A 14,862-nucleotide genomic window follows, 5' to 3' on the forward strand; every position below is an offset into this window, starting at 1 on the left:
TCCGGTGCGGCTCGGCGATCGGCGCTCGTCACCCGTATGGGCGACAGCGGTGGACGGTGGTCGCGGGCCGCGTGAGGGTGCGAGGAGTGCGGCGGTCGTGCCGCGCGGAGCCATGCCCGGAGGAGGGGTGATCGTGATGGGCCGGCCGAGGGTGACCGTGGCGCGCGCCGGCACCGCGCCGTGAGGCCCGCGTCCGCCGGGGCGCGGTCCGGGGCGGCGGCGTCCCGCCGGGCGCTGGACCTGGACGCGGCGCAGGTGGGGGCGCTGGCCGGGCACGCCGCGGCGCTGGTGGCGGACGCGCAGCGCGGCACCGCCGATCCCCGGCCCGAGGGCACCTGCCCGGACCGGCGGTGGCTGGCCGCGCCTCCGGCGCGCGGGCCGCGGCCGGCGGAGGATCTGCTGGACGGGTTCGTGCGGGCGGCGCGGGCCTGCGTGGAGGACCGCTCCCCCGCCTTCCTCGCCTACTTCCCGACCATGGGCCTGGCCACCTCGGCCGTGGCGGAGATGCTCGCGGCGGCGTACAACCGGTTCACCGGTTCGCCGGACCTGGCCGCCCCGCTGGTCTGCCTGGAGCACATGCTGATGCGCTGGTTCTGCGACCTGTTCGGCCTGCCCGCCACGGCGATCGGAACGATGAGCAGCGGCACCTCCATGTCCACGCTCACCGCGGTCGCCGCCGCCCGCGACCGCCTGCTGGGCGCCGGCGCGGACCTGCGCCGAGCCAGGGCCTACGCCACCGAGCACACGCACCACTCCGTGGCCAAGGCGCTGCGCACCGCGGGGCTGCCGGAGGCCGCCTTCCGGGTGGTGCCGGCCACCGCCGGCCGGCGCATGGACGTGTCCGCCGCCGCCCGCGCCGTCGCCGCCGACCGCCGTGCCGGACACGACCCGTTCCTGCTCGTGGGCACCGCGGGCATCACCGCCGACGGCACCATCGACCCGCTCCGCGACCTGGCCGCGCTCGCCGCCCGGGAGCGCCTGTGGTTCCACGTGGACGCCGCGTACGGCGGCGGGTTCCAGCTCACCGACCGGGGCCGCGCCCGCATGGCCGGTATCGAGCGCGCCGACTCCATCGCGGTGGACCCGCCCAAGAGCCTGTTCCTGCCGTTCGGCACCGGGCTGCTGCTGTGCCGGTCGCCCCGGGCGCTGCACGACGCCTTCGCCCGGCGGGGAAGCTACCTGGACGACATGGACGACATGGACGACGAGGCCCTGCCGTCCTACAGCGACCTCGGCCCGGAGCTGAGCCGCGCCTACCGGGCGCTGCGGGTGTGGCTGCCGCTGCACCTGCACGGCACGGACGCCTTCCGGGACGCCCTGGACGACATGCTGGACCTGGCGGAGTACGCCCACCGGCGGCTGAGCGCGGACCCCCTGCTGGAGACCGGCCCGCCTCCGGACCTGACCACGGTCGCCTTCCGCCTGCGCCACGGCGAGGACGACGCCAACGTGGAGCTGCTGCACCGCGTCAACGCCACCGGCGGGGCGTACCTGTCCAGCGCCGTGCTGGACCGCCGCCGCACCCTGCGCATGACCATGCTCAACCCGCGGCTGTACCGGGAGGACCTGGACACCGCCCTGGCCGCGGTCCACCGGGCGGCCCGGTCCTGCTCGCGTCCGGGGAACCGGCGCGGGTGACGGCGCCGCGCCTCCCGGGACGGCGGTGGCGGCGGTGCCGGTCCGCGGCCGGCGGGGCCGTCCGCCGGCTGGGGTAGGTTGCGGCCGTCGGCCGTCGAAGGAGTCCCGGTATGAGCACGGCGAGAGCAGTCGAGGTCCCGAAGCTCCTGGCGGAGTCGTACGCCAGAGCCTTCGGCGAGGAAGGGAGGGCCTGGATCGCCGCGCTGCCCGCCCTGGCCGGGGAGCTGCTGGACCGCTGGGGGCTGCGACGGGACGGTGAGCCCGGGAGCGGAGAGGCCTCACTGGTCCTGCCGGTGCTGCGCGGGGAGGACGGTACGCGCGCGGTCCTCAGGCTCCAGATGCCCAGGGAGGAGACCACCGCGGCGTTGATCGGGCTGCGCACCTGGAACGGCGCGGCCGTGGTGCGGCTGCTCGACCACGATCCCGGGAGCGGCGCCATGCTCCTGGAGCGGTTGGACGGGTCCAGGACCCTGGCCTCGATCGAGGACGACGACGTGGCGATGGGCATCCTCGCCGGCCTCCAGGCGCGGTTGGTCTCCGTCCCCGCGCCGGAGGGACTGCGCGGTCTCGGTGACATCGCCACCGGGATGCTGCGGCAGGTTCCGGGGGCGGTCACGGCTCTGGCCGATCCGGCCGACCGGCGGCTCCTGCGCGGCTGGGCGTCGGCGGTGGCGGAACTGGTCGGCGAGCCCGGCGACCGGATGCTGCACTGGGATCTGCACTACGGCAACGTCCTCGCCGCGGAACGTGAGCCGTGGCTCGCCATCGACCCCGAGCCGCTCGCGGGGGACCCCGGCTTCGACCTGTGGCCCGCCCTGGACAGCCGGTGGGACGACGTCGTCGCGAAGGGCGATCCCGCACGCGTGGTGCGGCGTCGCTTCGACCTGCTCACCGAGGTGCTCGGCCTGGACCGCGCGCGGGCGGCCGGCTGGACTATGGGGCGGCTGCTCCAGAACTCGCTGTGGGACATCGAGGACGGCAGCACCGCGCTCGCACCGTCCGCCATCGCCATCGCGCAAGCCCTGCACACACGCCCGCCCCGCGGCCCGGGCGGCGGCCATGGGGTGGTCGGGCGGCGCCCGGGCGGGTGACTCGTCACCCCGCCGCGGGGGTCCTGCCGGCACGCCCTTCGGGTCGGCTCCGAAGAACCTGGCGCTCCGGTGCGTCACATGGTCGAGGAGGACCCGCAGGCGGTCCACGGGCACCCGGCGGTCCAGGCCGAGCGCGACGGTGATGTCCGGGCCGTGCACCACGTCGTGGCCCAGCGCGGAGACGGGGCCGCCGACCGGGGGTGGTGCGCGTTGTCCCGCAGTCAGGCGGCGAGCCGGGCCGGGGGCGCGGCGGCCGCGTCCTCGCGGGCCGGCCGATCGGTCATCCGGTGCAGGCTGCCGCGGGAGCGGACCGGCCGCGCCGGCACCTGCGGCACGGAGCAGCGGAAGCCCATCGACATGTGGGCCGCGACCCCGCGCACCCGCCGGCCCGTGCACAGGCTCGGCGCGTCCCACTGCCGCGGCGTCAGGCCGTCCAATACCTCGGCGATCTCCCGGCGTTCGGCGGCGATCAGGCTCGTGAGGTCCGTGCCTCCACGATCACCGCCGGCGGTGCGCAAGTCCAAGAGCTGGTTCTTCTCGCTTCCAGCACCACGGGTCATGGGTCGGGCCCGTTCGGCCCGGCGGGGTGCCGGACCAGGGACATGCCGTCCTCGCTGTCCGGGTGGCGGGCGAGGGTGGCGGTCACCGGGTCGGTCCGAGAAGTGGCCCACGGCCCGTGGACACGCCGTGACGAGCGGCGGGGGCGCCGTGCTGGCCGGGCTCCCGGTCGGGGTCGGTGGCGCCCGCGCCGAGCGGGCGGCGCGCCGGTGCCGCGGTCCCGTCGCCGACCGGGGTCGGCGGCAGCGGCGGGGCGGTGACGCGTTCCGCGGCGAGCGGGACGCGGGGGCGGGGCACGGACGGAGCGGCGGGGGCCGGGCCGGTGCCCAGACGGCGGCGGGAAGTCACCACCGCAGTGTGGGGCACCGGCACCGGCCCGGGCCAGCGCCGGGGCCGTTCACCCCTCGCCGCCACACGGCCGGAGGGCCTTCTCCAGCAGGGTGAACGACTTGGGCGCACCCCCCGGCTGGGGTTTTCCCTCCTTCCGTCCGACGACCCGGTAGCCGGCGTCCCGGTAGTACGCGTTCAGGCGCGCGTTGCCGGCCAGGCAGTCCAGGCGCAGGAACGTCCGGCCCGCCGCGGCCACCCGGCGCTCCGCGGCGCGGAGCAGCAGCCGCCCCGTCCCCGGCGGGGCGCAGGCGTGGTCCACCATCAGCCGGTGGACATAGCCGGCCACCGGCGGCTGCGGCCCCCAGGCGTCCTCGTCCCGCCACCACAGCTCCCAGGCCCCGGCCACCCGCCCTCCGGCCTCCGCGAGCCACACCTCGCCGCGGGCCGTGATCCGGCGGAAGTGGTCCTCGTCCAGCTCGCCCGGCCGCCACTGGCCGGTGACGCCCCGGGCGAGCATCCAGCGGGCGGCGTCGTCCCGCAGGCGGACGACGGCGGCCAGGTCGGCCTCGGTGGCGAGGCGGAAGTCGAGGTCGTGCACACGGTGATCATGGCACCCCTCCCCCACCCCCACCCCACCCGCGCCCGGCGTCGCGTCGGCGGAGCGGTCGGCGGAGGGTCCGGACCGGCAGGTGGCCGCGGGTTGCGCCGTCCGCCCGTGATGTGCGGGATGAACGGCTCGGCCGTTCCCCGGCGTCCGTGAGACGGCTGAAGAAAGACGACACACGGTGTCGGGTTTCGGGTGGAGCCTGGTGTCACCGGTCGGCGCCGACGGCGGCGTGGACCGGGCCGCACAGACAGACGAGGAACTCCATGCGATTCATGCCCGACACATCGACACCGGACCTCCGCGGAAGGATCGCGCTGGTCGCGGGGGCCACCCGGGGAGCAGGGCGCGGCATCGCCGTCCAGCTCGGCGCGGCGGGTGCGACGGTCTACGTCACCGGCCGCACGACACGGGAACGGCGCTCGGAGTACGACCGGCCCGAGACGATCGAGGAGACCGCGGAACTCGTCACCGCCGCGGGTGGGACCGGCATCGCGGTGCCCACCGACCACCTGGTGCCCGAGCAGGTCCGTGCGCTGACCGAGCGCATCGACGCCGAGCAGGGGCGGCTCGACGTGCTGGTCAACGACGTCTGGGGCGGGGAGCGGCTGTTCGCGTTCGACCGGCCGGTGTGGGAGCACGACCTGGACGACGGGCTGCGGCTGCTCCGTCTCGGCGTGGAGACCCACGCGATCACCAGCCACTTCGCGCTGCCGCTGCTGGTGCGGCGACCGGGCGGGCTCGTGGTCGAGATGACCGACGGGACGTCGGAGTACAACGGAGCGCACTACCGCAACTCGTACTTCTACGACCTGGTCAAGAACAGCGTGCTGCGCATGGCGTTCGCGCTCGCCCACGAGCTCGGGCCGCACGGCGGGACGGCGGTGGCGCTCACCCCGGGCTGGATGCGTTCGGAGATGATGCTGGACACGTTCGGCGTCACCGAGGACAACTGGCGCGACGCGCTGGCCACGGTGCCGCACTTCTGCATCTCGGAGACCCCGTCGTACGTCGGGCGCGCGGTCGCGGCGCTGGCCGGCGACACCGACGTCGCGCGCTGGAACGGGCAGTCGCTGTCCAGCGGACAGCTCGCGCGGGAGTACGGCTTCACCGATCTGGACGGCTCGCGCCCGGACTGCTGGCGTTACCTGGTCGAGGTCCAGGACGCCGGCAGGCCGGCGGACGCGACCGGGTACCGGTGACGGACGCCCCGTCGGGCCCGAGCGCCGGTTCTCCCCACGGCCGCTCGGGCACGGCGTGGGCGAGGACGAGTTTGAGCAGCAGCACGGCGGGCATCCAGGCGAACCCGGCGGGAGCCGGCAGCGACGGGGCGACCAGCACACCGGCCAGGACCACGAGCAGCCCGACCGGGCGGGTCAGGTACGGCCGTGTCCGGCGGACCAGCAGGACACCGGCGAGGGCCCAGCCGTACCACAGCGGCCCCCACCACCACGGGCCGCCGAACACCAGCCCGATCACCATGGGCTGGACGTGCACCGCGGCGAACCCGACCCCGTGGTGCAGGAACCGGTTCACCGCCGTCGGGGGCAGGGGCAGCGGTCCGTGGTGGAAGCGCTTGGCGGCGTCCAGGCCGTTGGCGACGACGCCACCGGCGAGGTCGAACACCAGGACGGCCGCGAGAAGCCGCATCCACCACGGCCACGGGAGGTCCCGCGAGGCGACGGCCACCGCCGCGACACCCAGCAGCCCGGCCAGACAGGCCAGGGCCCGCTCCGAGCGGGTGGCGCCGGTGCCGAAGAACCAGCTCGGCCGGGCCGTCATTGGGCGCCTCCCGCCGGGTGCGTCCCCTCGGCGTAGACGGCCAGCGCCTGGGGAACCCAGCGCCCCAGCCCTTCGGCGGACAGCGGGTCCACGCCCAGCACATCGGTCAGATGGGTGCGCAGCAGCAGCACGGCCAGATCGTTGACCAGCAGGAAGGCGGCACGCACGGCCGGGTCGGCGCCGGGGTCGGCGGCCTCCGTCGCGGCCGCCCGGTCCAGGTGCGCCCGAGCGACGTCGTACAGGGCGCGGAACAGCCGCCGCCCGGTCTCGTCGTCGGTCAGCAGCAACCGACGCAGGTACGCCGGGATCGGCGAGCCGGCTGGCAATCGCCGCACGATGCCCTCCACCAGCAGGCCGGTGGGCCCCGGACCGGAGGCGAGCTCGCCGATCACTTCCCCGATCACCCGCGACACATGGCCGTCGACAGCCGCGCGCAGGCCCTCCTTGGAGCCGAAGTGGTGCACGACCAGCCCCGGGGAGACGCCAGCCGCGGCGGCGATCTGCCGCACCGTCACCGCGTCCGGGCCGTGCGCCGCGAACAAGCGCAGCGCCTCGTCCCGGATCACCGCGGGGGTGGACCGCCCATCGATGTTTGAACGCATGTTCAGCATACTAAACGGATGTTCAATCCGGTGCCGAGGCCGCGCCGCGGGCGGCGCCGAGGCCGGGGTGATCGCGCCCGAACCGAGAGTTCACCGCGCGGATCTCTTCCGTACGTCGTCGCCCGCTAGCGTCCCCGCGACCCCGCAGAACCCAGGAGGCCGTGGTGCGGAGCCGATCCCTGTCCGTCGTGTCCCGTCGCTCGCTGCTCGGCGGCGCCGTCGGGCTGTCCGGCGCGCTCGCCCTGTCCGGGGCGGCGGCGGCCCGGCCCGTGGGGCGCTTCGGCGACCCGTTCACCCTGGGCGTGGCCTCCGGCGATCCGCTGCCCGACAGCGTCGTGCTGTGGACCCGGCTGGCCCCCGACCCGCTGGACCCCGGCTCGATGCCGTCCCGGCCGGTGCCCGTGCAGTGGCAGATGGCGCACGACGAGGCGTTCCGCCGGATCGCGGCCTCGGGCACCACGTGGGCGCGGCCCGAACTCGGGCACAGCGTGCACGTGGAGCCGCGAGGGCTGGCCCCCGACCGGTGGTACCACTTCCGGTTCCGCGCCCGCGGGCACGTCAGCCCCGCGGGCCGCACCAGGACCGCTCCGCCGCCCTCGGCGCGGCGCCCGCTCCGGTTCGCCGCCACGAGCTGCCAGTCCTACACGGACGGCCACTACACCGCGTACCGGCACCTGGCCGAGGAGGACATCGACCTGGTGGCCTTCCTCGGCGACTGGATCTACGAGGACCCCGACTCGTGGTTCACCGCCGGGGTGGTGCGGCCGCACGGCGACTTCGAGCCCATGACCCTGGACCAGTACCGGCACCGCCACGCCGTCTACCGGCTCGACGCCGACCTGCAACTGGCGTCGGCGCAGTTCCCGTTCCTGCCCACCTGGGACGACCACGAGGTGGTGAACAACTGGGCGGACATGACCGAACCCGTGGGCCGCCCCACCCCGACCCCGGACTTCGCCGCCCGCCGCGCCGCCGCTTTCCAGGCGTACTACGAGCACCTGCCGGTCCGCCGCGCGCAGATGCCGAAGGGCCCGCACGCGCTGATGTACCGGGGGCTGCGCTGGGGCCGCACCGCCGACCTGCTGCTGCTCGACACCCGGCAGTACCGCGACGACCAGGCGTGCGGCGACTTCAACAAGCCGGTGTGCGACGAGTGGGACGACCCCGGCCGCACCATGCTCGGGCCCGAGCAGGAACGCTGGCTGCTCGGCCGGCTCGCGGCCTCCACCGCCACCTGGAAGGCGATTCCCCAGCAGGTCCCCATGGGCCAGTGGGAGCTGGACAACGACCCCGCCGTCCGCCGCCGCTCCATGGACACCTGGGACGGCTACCCCGAGGCCCGCCGGCGCATCCTCCGGTTCGTGGCCGAACGTGGGATCGCCAACGTGGCCGTGCTCTCCGGCGACGTCCACTGGCACATGGCCCACGACCTCACCCTGGACATGGAGGACCCGGACGCCGCCCCGGTGGCCGCCGACTTCGTCTGCACGTCCATCAGCTCCGGCCGCGACGGCGGCGACGGCCCGTCCGGCACCCTGCCGTCCAACCCGCACCTGCGCTACGCCCTCAACCGCCGCGGCTACCTGCGCTGCGACGTCGACCAGGCGGCCTGGACCACCAGTTACCGGGTCGTCCCGTATGTGACCAGGCCGGGTGCGCCCCTGGAGACCCGGGCCCGATTCGTGGTGGAGGCGGGACGGGCGGGGTTGCAGCGGGCGTGAGGGCCGGGGCGGGGGTCAGTAGTACTGGGAGAGGCAGAATTCGTGGTCCTCGGGGTCGGCCATCACGACGACCACACCCTCGTCGTACTCGTGCCGCTCGCCGGTGAACCGGCCGCCCAGGGCGATGACCTGGGCGATGCCCTCGTCGATGTCGTCGACCGCGACGTCGAGGTGCAGGCGCACCTTGCCCTGCTTCGGCTCGGTCACGGGCTGGAAGACGAGGCGGGGCTGCGGGTCGTGCAGGTCGCCGAGGTAGATCCAGCCGGGCTGCGACGGCCCTTGGCGGCGGTTCAGCAGCGCGCTCCAGAAGCCCGCCACCCGTTCCACGTCCACGCAGTCGACGGTCACTCCGACCCAGCGGTTCGCCATGGTGTCAGCACTCCTGTGTTGTCGCGGTCGCCTGTGCTGCCGGTGCCCGGGGGGCCGGCGGCCGCGCGGTGACGTCGGCCGGGGGTGACTGTGCCACGCGGACCCGCCGCTCGGCGAGCCGCCGAGCCGCCGGCGCGGGCGTGGTGCGGTGGGTGCGGGCCTCGTGGAAGACCTGCCGGAGGGTGGCCGCGATGCCGTGGATGCGCTCGGTGAGCCGTTCCTCGGTCTCGCGGCGGAGTTCGACGCCGGTGGCGTGGATGACTCCTCCGGAGCCGACGACCACGTCCGGCGCCCAGAGGATGCCCCGTTCCGCGAGGAGGCGGGCGGTGGCCGGTTCGTCGAGTTGGTTGTTGGCCGGGCCGGCGACGGCGGCGCACCGCAGCAGCGGCACCGTGCGGGCGGTCAGCAGGCCGCCGAGCGCGGCGGGCACGAGGACGTCGGCCTCGGTGGTGAGGGCGTCGTCCGGGTCCACCCAGGTCGCGCCCAGTTCCTCGGCCGGGCCGCGTGCGCCCGGGTCGACGTCGGTCACGACGAGCCGCGCGCCGACCCGGTCCAGGAGCCGGGCCACATGGGCGCCGACCGCTCCGAGGCCGATCACGCAGAAGGTGCGGCCGGCGAGCTCCGGTGAGCCGAACAGCTCCTCGGCCACCGCGCCCAGTGCCGCGAGGGTGCCGCGCGCGGTGTGGAGGGAGGAGTCGCCGCTGCCTCCGTCCTCGACGGGGCGGCAGCAGACGTGCCGGGTGCGTTCGCCGATCACGGACATGTCGGCCGGGCCGCTGCCCACGTCGGGGCCCGCGATGCAGCGGCCGCCGAGCGACTCGATCACGTCGCCGACGTCGTGCAGCAGCGCGGTGCGCTCGGCGCCGGCCGGCCGGGCCGGGGCCGGGAGGGCGACGACCGTCTTCGCGCCGCCGTGCTCCAGGCCGGCCAGGGCGTTCTTCTCGGTCATCGCCGCCGCCAGCCGCAGCGCGTCGGCGATCGCGTCGGCCGGGTCGGCGTAGTGGGCGATCCGGCACCCGCCGGCCGCCGGGCCGAGGGCGGTCGAGTGGATCGCGACACAGATCGGCAGGCCGCTGCGGCGACCGCGCACGACTTGGACCAGTTCGTGCGAGGGTTCCGGGACGGCGGGCGACAGGGCTTGCGGAAGTACGGCTGTCATGGGGTGAAGCTAGTGCCGTGACCGGGAAGGTTTGCCGGGTTACTGGTCGCGTCGTTGGCGCCAGTGCCAGTCGGATGTGAGCAACAGGCCTGGCGGAACCGCATAACCGTGGTGGCGCGTCGCAGTCATTGTTTCGGGCCGATGATCTGAGTACGGAGGAGGTCGCGCATGGCGAGGGTTCGGTGCGCGCTGGTTGTGCCACATGACGCGAAAGTAGACGCGGAATTGCTCCAGGCCGTGGCTGATGCGTCAGGTAAGGAGTTCTCGGAGTACGCCAGCGGCATGTTCGGCATCGAGGTGTTGGCCACGCTCTACTCCGATGAGACCGGTGACCTGTTGATTGAGGCGCAGGCTGTGGAGGTGCCGGTCAAGGCCGTGTTGGTGCGTACCGCAGTTCCCGAGGACGCCGTCGCGATCCGCCAGGTGGTAGGTGACCGGCTGCACGGGTGGAGCGAGCAGATGATCCGCGCCCAGATCGACGCGGAACCGGACGGCGACTCCCAGCTCATGGTGGCCCTCGCCATGGCGGTTGGTGGCGGCCCGATCGAGCAGGAGAGCCTGGACCTGCTGCAACGCGCCACCATGGTCGATGATGAGAAGGTGCGTGGCCTGGCCGAGTATGCATTGCAGGTCGCGGCCGATCTGGCGGGCCCGCCGATCGTGCGGAAGGTGGAGGAGAGGGAGCTTGCCGACGTGCTCCAGCCCCAGGCACGGGTGGACGACGGCGACGATTGGGTTACGGCACGGCCAGGAGTCAGCGGGCGGCAGATCCCGCGCCCGGTCACCTGGTTGCGCGGGTCGGACGCCTCGAAGGCGATCGCTGCATGTAGTTGGGACGATGATTGGTTCATCGAGGTCGCAGGTGATACCCGTTCCGACTGGTACGAGGACATCTGGATTACCGAGGACGGGCGTACTGCCATCCACAAGATCGAGCACCCGGCCCTGGATGGTGTGCACATCGCTGTCCACGGCATGGATATGACCGCAGTCGTAGCTGCCCTCGGCGAGGCGGGCGACCTCGAAGTCCTCGATGCTCCTCCGGACTGCCTCCCCCGGACGGCTCCTTGACTTGAGCAAATGGGGTGGGCGAAGTGCTTGTGCGGTGACCGGGAAGTTTTGCTGGTTGGTCAGGCTGCGGGTGCGAGGGGTCGGCCACCCCAGCGGATGCCCTTCTCGCTGCGGATGCGGGCGCGTTCCTTGCGCTGGGCGGCGAGTACGTCGGGGTGGCGGGCGTTGGCGTTGCGCCAGCGCAGGTAGGCGTGCAGCTCGCGGGTCTGGATGGTGTGGTTGGGGTGGTGGGAGTTGGCGAGGGTGAACTGCCGCAGCGGTCCGAAGTGCGCCTCGATGGGGTTGGCCCAGGAGGCGTTGGTCGGGGTGAAGCACAGCTCGACCTTGTTCTTCTCCGCCCAGCGGCGGATCTTCGCGCCTTTGTGCGCGGAGGGGTTGTCCAGGATCACGTAGATCGGGGCGCCGTCCGGGCGGCCGGCCCGGATCGACTTCAGCGCCTTGAGAGTGTTGGCCGTGCCCTTGCGGCGGTGGTTGATGCCCCAGAGGGTGTCGTCACCGACGGAGTAGCAGCCGTGGAAATAGGTGACACCGTGCGTGCGTCGGTAGGTCGCCGGGATGCGGTCGGGGCGGCCTCGTTCGGCCCAGCAGGATCCGGCCGTGGGGCGAATGCCCAGCGGGCCGAACTCATCGAAGGCGAACGTGCGGTCGGGGAAGCGCTCGATGACGTGCTCGATGCGGTCCAGCTTGGCGTCGTGGTCAGGGTCGGTGGACTCCTTCCACGTCTTGGTGTGCTGGAAGGTGATCCCGCGGCGGGCGAGCAGTAAGCGCAGGGCCTCGCGGCCGATGCGGATCACCCTGCCGTGGACTGTGCGCAGATAGGCGGCGAGTTTGCGGATGGACCAGCGGGTGAAGGGCTGGCCGAGTTTGCGGGGGCGGGTGGTGGCCGTCTGGATGGCGAAGTTCTCGTCGTCAGGGCTGAGCAGGCGGGGACGACCTCCCGCCCACTGAGGGTCCAAGCAGGCCAGGCCGATCTCGTTGAACTGGTGGATCACATCCCGGACCGTGTCCTCGTCGGCCTGGACCAGCCGGGCAATCACCGGAACGCGGTTCCCGCCGGCTGAGGCCAGCAGCATCATCGCCCGGCGATAGCGCACCGAGCTGGTACTGCCCCGGCGCACGATCTGCTGAAGCCTCTGCCCTTCCTGATCGGTCAGTCTGCGCACCCGCACAGGCTCAGCCACCACACCTCCCAGCGGTCGGAACGGACGTCACCGCCCATCCAACCGCTCCAACCGCCAACCCGGCGAACCTTCCCGGTCAGAGCACTAGCCGTTGCGACGGGTCCCGCGGCCTCCCGCCGAACGAAAATCGGCGTGGGGGGCATACTCGCCGCATGGACGAACTTGATTCGGCGATCGTCCGGCTTTTGCAGCGCGATGCGCGGCAGACCAACCGCGACATCGCCCGCGCCCTCGGCATCGCCCCTTCGACCTGTCTCGAACGCGTCCGCGCGCTGCGTGCCCGAGGGGTGATCACCGGCTACCACGCGGCGATCGACCCGGCCGCCCTGAACCGCCACGTCCAGGCGCTCGTCCACTTCCAGATCCGCCCGCTCAGCCGGGCGGTCATCGAGGGGTTCAAGACCTATGCCGCCGGTCTGCCGGAGGTCAGCACGGTGTATGTCGTCACCGGCGGCGACGACATGATCGTGCACGTCTCCGTGCCCAGCGTGGACTACCTCCACGGCTTCCTCATGGACAAGTTCACCGAGCGCCGTGAAGTCGTCGGGTTCCGCACCTCCGTCATCTACCAGCACACCCACAACCGGGTGCTCCCGCCCCTCACCCCCTGACGGCCCGCCGGGAACGACCGGGGCGCGATCGCCGGTTCGACGTCCCGGACGTCGCGAGCATCTCCGGCACGCGAGCCGTTCGAGGGCGGCTCGGCGGCAGGTGGCTGCGGTACCCCCCATGGGGTGCAGGGCGGCCACCGAAGGACGACGTCGAACGAGGCGGGCTCGAAGGGGTGGGTGCCGCTCCCCACCTTCGTGTGATCATCCAGCCGGAGATGGGGCCCCGGGCACGGCCCTCCGAGCAGGGAAGACGCCCGCGCCCGCACCCCGGGGGCCGGGTGTGCGGACGCGGGGGTCAGCCGTTGGCGGTGTCCTGGGCGCGGCTGTGGGCGACGAGGGCGTTGGCGTGGCCGTGGCCCAGGCCGTGTTCGGTCTTGAGCCAGGCGACCAGTTCGGAGTGGCGGGTCAGCGGGGACGAGCGGATCAGGTCCTGCCAGTGGGCGATGGGGTGGCCGTACTTCTTCTCGATGGAGGGGAAGTAGCCGGCCGGGCCCTTGGGGCGGGCGGGCGACGCGGTCACGGCGGTCTCCTTGCCGGGTGCGGGCGGGCGGTGGGCGGCGGGTTCAGCGGGTGCGGCGCAGCAGGTGCCGGCCCAGTTCGGCGGTGGTGTGGCGGCGGGCGTGGGCGACCCAGCCGAGGATCACGGCGAAGACGAGCGGGGTGTACCAGTAGGTGGTGTCGAGGTAGGCCCACATGAAGATCTCGGCGCCCACCATGAGCCCGGTCAGGGCCAGGGCGGCGAGTCCGGCCAGGCGTGGCAGCACCAGGCCGACGGCGCCGGCCACCTCCAGCCCGCCGACCAGGTACATGAACCAGTCGCCGTAGCCGATGCGGTCGAAGGACTCGGCGGCGGCCGCCACCCCGGCCAGCTTCGGAACGCCGCTGGCGACGGCGAAGAACAGGGCGAGGACGATCTGGGTGGTCCACAGCACGGCCTGGGTCCGGCGGGAGAGCGCCGGGGACGGGGCGGCGCTGGCGGTGGTGGCGGCGGCGGTGGCCATGGGGTTCCTCCGGGGTCGGCGAGCGGTGCGGCGAGCGCGGTCACCTGTATGACGACGGCCGCGGGCGAGATTCATCGCTCCCGGCCGGATTCCCCGCCGCGAGCCGTCACGCGGGTCCCGGACGGGCGGGGCGGGGGTTGGTCGGCGGGTGCGGCGGCGGATTGTTCACGCTGGTGAGGCGGGTTACTGAACAACCGGGCGGCTGCTGGAATCGAAGCCGTGGGTCCCCTGCCGGCCGGCTCGTCCCGAGCGTTCCAGGGGTCTTGGCCCCGGCCGCTCACGGCGGAGGGACTCCCAGCCGACGCTTCCCGACCGAAGGGGAATGACATGAACCGTTTCCGTCGATTCGCCGCCGCCGTCCTCGTGACCACGGCACTCGCGGCCGGCACCACCGCCGCGGCCACCGCCCCGACCGCGGCCAGCACCGGGGCGATCCCCGGCACGGTCTACTGCCGCTACGACGACCGGGAGACCCCGCCCACCATCTCCTACGGCGCGAGGGGCGACACGGTCAAGGAAGCCCAGTGCCTGCTCCAGTTCAAGGGCTTCAACATCGGCTCCTCCGGAGTGGACGGGGTCTTCGGCGCCTCCACCCGCAGCGCGGTCCGCACCGCTCAGGCCGAGTACGGACTCGCCGTCGACGGGATCGTGGGTCCCAGGACCTGGTACTGGCTGCGCTTCTGAGCACCACGCGGGGGGGATGGCCCGACCGCCCGGCCCCGGACGGTCGGGCCGGCCGGCGCTCGCGGCCGCCGGGCGGGCGGCGCCCCGCCGGGGCCGATCGTGCCGCTACCGGGCGGCGGCGAGGGCGAGAGAGCCGATGGCCAGCGCCAGGTAGCCCCCGGGGAAGGCCATGTTGTGGAAGACGCGGCAGCGCACGTGGACCGCGACGGCGCCGAGGAAGAACAGCACGAGCCCGGCGGCGGCGGCCACGCCGACGAGCCGCGCGCCCAGCAGCCCCAGCAGCAGCCCGGCGGCGCCCGCGGCCTTCAGCGCGGCCAGCCATGGGATCCAAGTCGGCGACAGGCCCACTTCGGCGGAGTTGGCGAGGACGAACCTCGCCCGCGAGAAGTCCGCGGCGGCGATACCGGCGTTGGCCGCGATGGTGGCGACGGTGACCACCACATAGGCGAGGAACATGCCC

Annotated in this window: 17 protein-coding genes; 7 read left to right on the plus strand and 10 right to left on the minus strand. The window is 73.7% G+C overall.

What is annotated here, in order from left to right:
* Positions 1-180: 180 nt before the first annotated feature.
* Both ACYVO2_RS13390 and ACYVO2_RS13395 read left to right on the plus strand, forming a co-directional pair.
* Positions 181-1,638: a pyridoxal phosphate-dependent decarboxylase family protein gene (locus tag ACYVO2_RS13390; RefSeq protein ID WP_461007962.1), complete on the plus strand. Its 1,458-nt coding sequence runs from the start codon at positions 181-183 to the stop codon at positions 1,636-1,638.
* Positions 1,639-1,748: 110 nt separating this feature from the next.
* The gene (locus ACYVO2_RS13395; protein ID WP_461007963.1) at positions 1,749-2,729 is read left to right on the plus strand and encodes an aminoglycoside phosphotransferase family protein; all 981 of its coding nucleotides are present in this window, start codon (positions 1,749-1,751) and stop codon (positions 2,727-2,729) included.
* Between the two features lie 221 nt (positions 2,730-2,950).
* Here ACYVO2_RS13395 and ACYVO2_RS13400 read toward each other — a convergent pair whose 3' ends face one another.
* Together ACYVO2_RS13400 and ACYVO2_RS13405 are read right to left on the minus strand one after the other, a co-directional pair.
* A complete protein-coding gene (locus tag ACYVO2_RS13400; protein WP_461007964.1) occupies positions 2,951-3,253 on the minus strand; it encodes a maleylpyruvate isomerase N-terminal domain-containing protein in 303 nt (100 codons plus the stop codon).
* 431 nt (positions 3,254-3,684) lie between these two features.
* Positions 3,685-4,215 (minus strand): GNAT family N-acetyltransferase, encoded by a 531-nt coding sequence (locus ACYVO2_RS13405; protein ID WP_461007965.1) that lies wholly within the window; start codon positions 4,213-4,215, stop codon positions 3,685-3,687.
* A gap of 272 nt (positions 4,216-4,487) precedes the next feature.
* Here ACYVO2_RS13405 and ACYVO2_RS13410 point away from each other — a divergent pair, with 272 nt between their 5' ends.
* A complete protein-coding gene (locus ACYVO2_RS13410; RefSeq protein WP_461007966.1) occupies positions 4,488-5,423 on the plus strand; it encodes an SDR family oxidoreductase in 936 nt (311 codons plus the stop codon).
* Here the strand turns inward: ACYVO2_RS13410 and ACYVO2_RS13415 are convergent.
* A complete protein-coding gene (locus ACYVO2_RS13415; protein WP_461007967.1) occupies positions 5,329-6,003 on the minus strand; it encodes a hypothetical protein in 675 nt (224 codons plus the stop codon). The two genes, ACYVO2_RS13410 and ACYVO2_RS13415, sit on opposite strands and share 95 nt — an antisense overlap.
* On the minus strand, positions 6,000-6,605 hold the full coding sequence (locus tag ACYVO2_RS13420; protein ID WP_461007968.1) for a TetR/AcrR family transcriptional regulator: 606 nt from the start codon (positions 6,603-6,605) through the stop codon (positions 6,000-6,002). The genes ACYVO2_RS13415 and ACYVO2_RS13420 overlap by 4 nt, the downstream gene beginning before the upstream one ends.
* A 164-nt stretch (positions 6,606-6,769) precedes the next feature.
* On the opposite strand from ACYVO2_RS13420, the gene ACYVO2_RS13425 reads away from it, so the two are divergent.
* Entirely contained in the window at positions 6,770-8,326 is a 1,557-nt protein-coding gene (locus tag ACYVO2_RS13425; protein WP_461007969.1) for an alkaline phosphatase D family protein, read from the plus strand.
* A gap of 15 nt (positions 8,327-8,341) precedes the next feature.
* Here the strand turns inward: ACYVO2_RS13425 and ACYVO2_RS13430 are convergent, their stop codons facing one another.
* Both ACYVO2_RS13430 and ACYVO2_RS13435 read right to left on the minus strand, forming a co-directional pair.
* Positions 8,342-8,695: a VOC family protein gene (locus tag ACYVO2_RS13430; protein WP_461007970.1), complete on the minus strand. Its 354-nt coding sequence runs from the start codon at positions 8,693-8,695 to the stop codon at positions 8,342-8,344.
* A gap of 4 nt (positions 8,696-8,699) precedes the next feature.
* Complete coding sequence (locus ACYVO2_RS13435; RefSeq protein WP_461007971.1) at positions 8,700-9,854, minus strand: Glu/Leu/Phe/Val dehydrogenase family protein; 1,155 nt, start codon at positions 9,852-9,854, stop codon at positions 8,700-8,702.
* Positions 9,855-10,136: 282 nt separating this feature from the next.
* Between ACYVO2_RS13435 and ACYVO2_RS13440 the strand changes: the two genes are divergently transcribed.
* Positions 10,137-10,925 carry a hypothetical protein gene (locus ACYVO2_RS13440; protein ID WP_461007972.1) on the plus strand — a complete coding sequence of 263 codons (789 nt, stop codon included), beginning with the start codon at positions 10,137-10,139 and terminating at the stop codon, positions 10,923-10,925.
* 59 nt (positions 10,926-10,984) lie between these two features.
* Here ACYVO2_RS13440 and ACYVO2_RS13445 read toward each other — a convergent pair whose 3' ends face one another.
* Positions 10,985-12,106 carry an IS630 family transposase gene (locus ACYVO2_RS13445; RefSeq protein ID WP_461007973.1) on the minus strand — a complete coding sequence of 374 codons (1,122 nt, stop codon included), beginning with the start codon at positions 12,104-12,106 and terminating at the stop codon, positions 10,985-10,987.
* Positions 12,107-12,258: 152 nt separating this feature from the next.
* On the opposite strand from ACYVO2_RS13445, the gene ACYVO2_RS13450 reads away from it, so the two are divergent.
* Positions 12,259-12,717 (plus strand): Lrp/AsnC family transcriptional regulator, encoded by a 459-nt coding sequence (locus ACYVO2_RS13450; RefSeq protein WP_461007974.1) that lies wholly within the window; start codon positions 12,259-12,261, stop codon positions 12,715-12,717.
* Positions 12,718-13,012: 295 nt separating this feature from the next.
* Here the strand turns inward: ACYVO2_RS13450 and ACYVO2_RS13455 are convergent, their stop codons facing one another.
* Both ACYVO2_RS13455 and ACYVO2_RS13460 read right to left on the minus strand, forming a co-directional pair.
* Entirely contained in the window at positions 13,013-13,237 is a 225-nt protein-coding gene (locus ACYVO2_RS13455; RefSeq protein WP_461007975.1) for a DUF4287 domain-containing protein, read from the minus strand.
* Positions 13,238-13,280: 43 nt separating this feature from the next.
* Positions 13,281-13,718 carry a DoxX family protein gene (locus ACYVO2_RS13460; RefSeq protein ID WP_461007976.1) on the minus strand — a complete coding sequence of 146 codons (438 nt, stop codon included), beginning with the start codon at positions 13,716-13,718 and terminating at the stop codon, positions 13,281-13,283.
* Positions 13,719-14,045: 327 nt separating this feature from the next.
* On the opposite strand from ACYVO2_RS13460, the gene ACYVO2_RS13465 reads away from it, so the two are divergent.
* Positions 14,046-14,402, plus strand: a complete 357-nt coding sequence (locus ACYVO2_RS13465; protein WP_461007977.1) for a peptidoglycan-binding domain-containing protein — start codon at positions 14,046-14,048, stop codon at positions 14,400-14,402.
* Positions 14,403-14,507: 105 nt separating this feature from the next.
* Here the strand turns inward: ACYVO2_RS13465 and ACYVO2_RS13470 are convergent, their stop codons facing one another.
* Complete coding sequence (locus tag ACYVO2_RS13470) at positions 14,508-14,858, minus strand: DoxX family protein (protein ID WP_461007978.1); 351 nt, start codon at positions 14,856-14,858, stop codon at positions 14,508-14,510.
* Positions 14,859-14,862: the final 4 nt, after the last annotated feature.

The organism is Streptomyces capparidis (assembly GCF_054782095.1).

What these genes read in the sequence shown, in the direction of transcription:
- ACYVO2_RS13440 (WP_461007972.1), top strand. Translation starts at nt 10,137, where the DNA reads ATGTTCGGCATCGAGGTGTTGGCCACGCTCTACTCCGATGAGACCGGT.
- ACYVO2_RS13470 (WP_461007978.1), bottom strand. Translation starts at nt 14,858, where the DNA reads ATGTTCCTCGCCTATGTGGTGGTCACCGTCGCCACCATCGCGGCCAAC.
- ACYVO2_RS13430 (WP_461007970.1), bottom strand. Translation starts at nt 8,695, where the DNA reads ATGGCGAACCGCTGGGTCGGAGTGACCGTCGACTGCGTGGACGTGGAA.
- ACYVO2_RS13460 (WP_461007976.1), bottom strand. Translation starts at nt 13,718, where the DNA reads ATGGCCACCGCCGCCGCCACCACCGCCAGCGCCGCCCCGTCCCCGGCG.
- ACYVO2_RS13415 (WP_461007967.1), bottom strand. Translation starts at nt 6,003, where the DNA reads ATGACGGCCCGGCCGAGCTGGTTCTTCGGCACCGGCGCCACCCGCTCG.
- ACYVO2_RS13395 (WP_461007963.1), top strand. Translation starts at nt 1,749, where the DNA reads ATGAGCACGGCGAGAGCAGTCGAGGTCCCGAAGCTCCTGGCGGAGTCG.
- ACYVO2_RS13420 (WP_461007968.1), bottom strand. Translation starts at nt 6,605, where the DNA reads ATGCGTTCAAACATCGATGGGCGGTCCACCCCCGCGGTGATCCGGGAC.
- ACYVO2_RS13410 (WP_461007966.1), top strand. Translation starts at nt 4,488, where the DNA reads ATGCGATTCATGCCCGACACATCGACACCGGACCTCCGCGGAAGGATC.
- ACYVO2_RS13450 (WP_461007974.1), top strand. Translation starts at nt 12,259, where the DNA reads ATGGACGAACTTGATTCGGCGATCGTCCGGCTTTTGCAGCGCGATGCG.
- ACYVO2_RS13465 (WP_461007977.1), top strand. Translation starts at nt 14,046, where the DNA reads ATGAACCGTTTCCGTCGATTCGCCGCCGCCGTCCTCGTGACCACGGCA.
- ACYVO2_RS13435 (WP_461007971.1), bottom strand. Translation starts at nt 9,854, where the DNA reads ATGACAGCCGTACTTCCGCAAGCCCTGTCGCCCGCCGTCCCGGAACCC.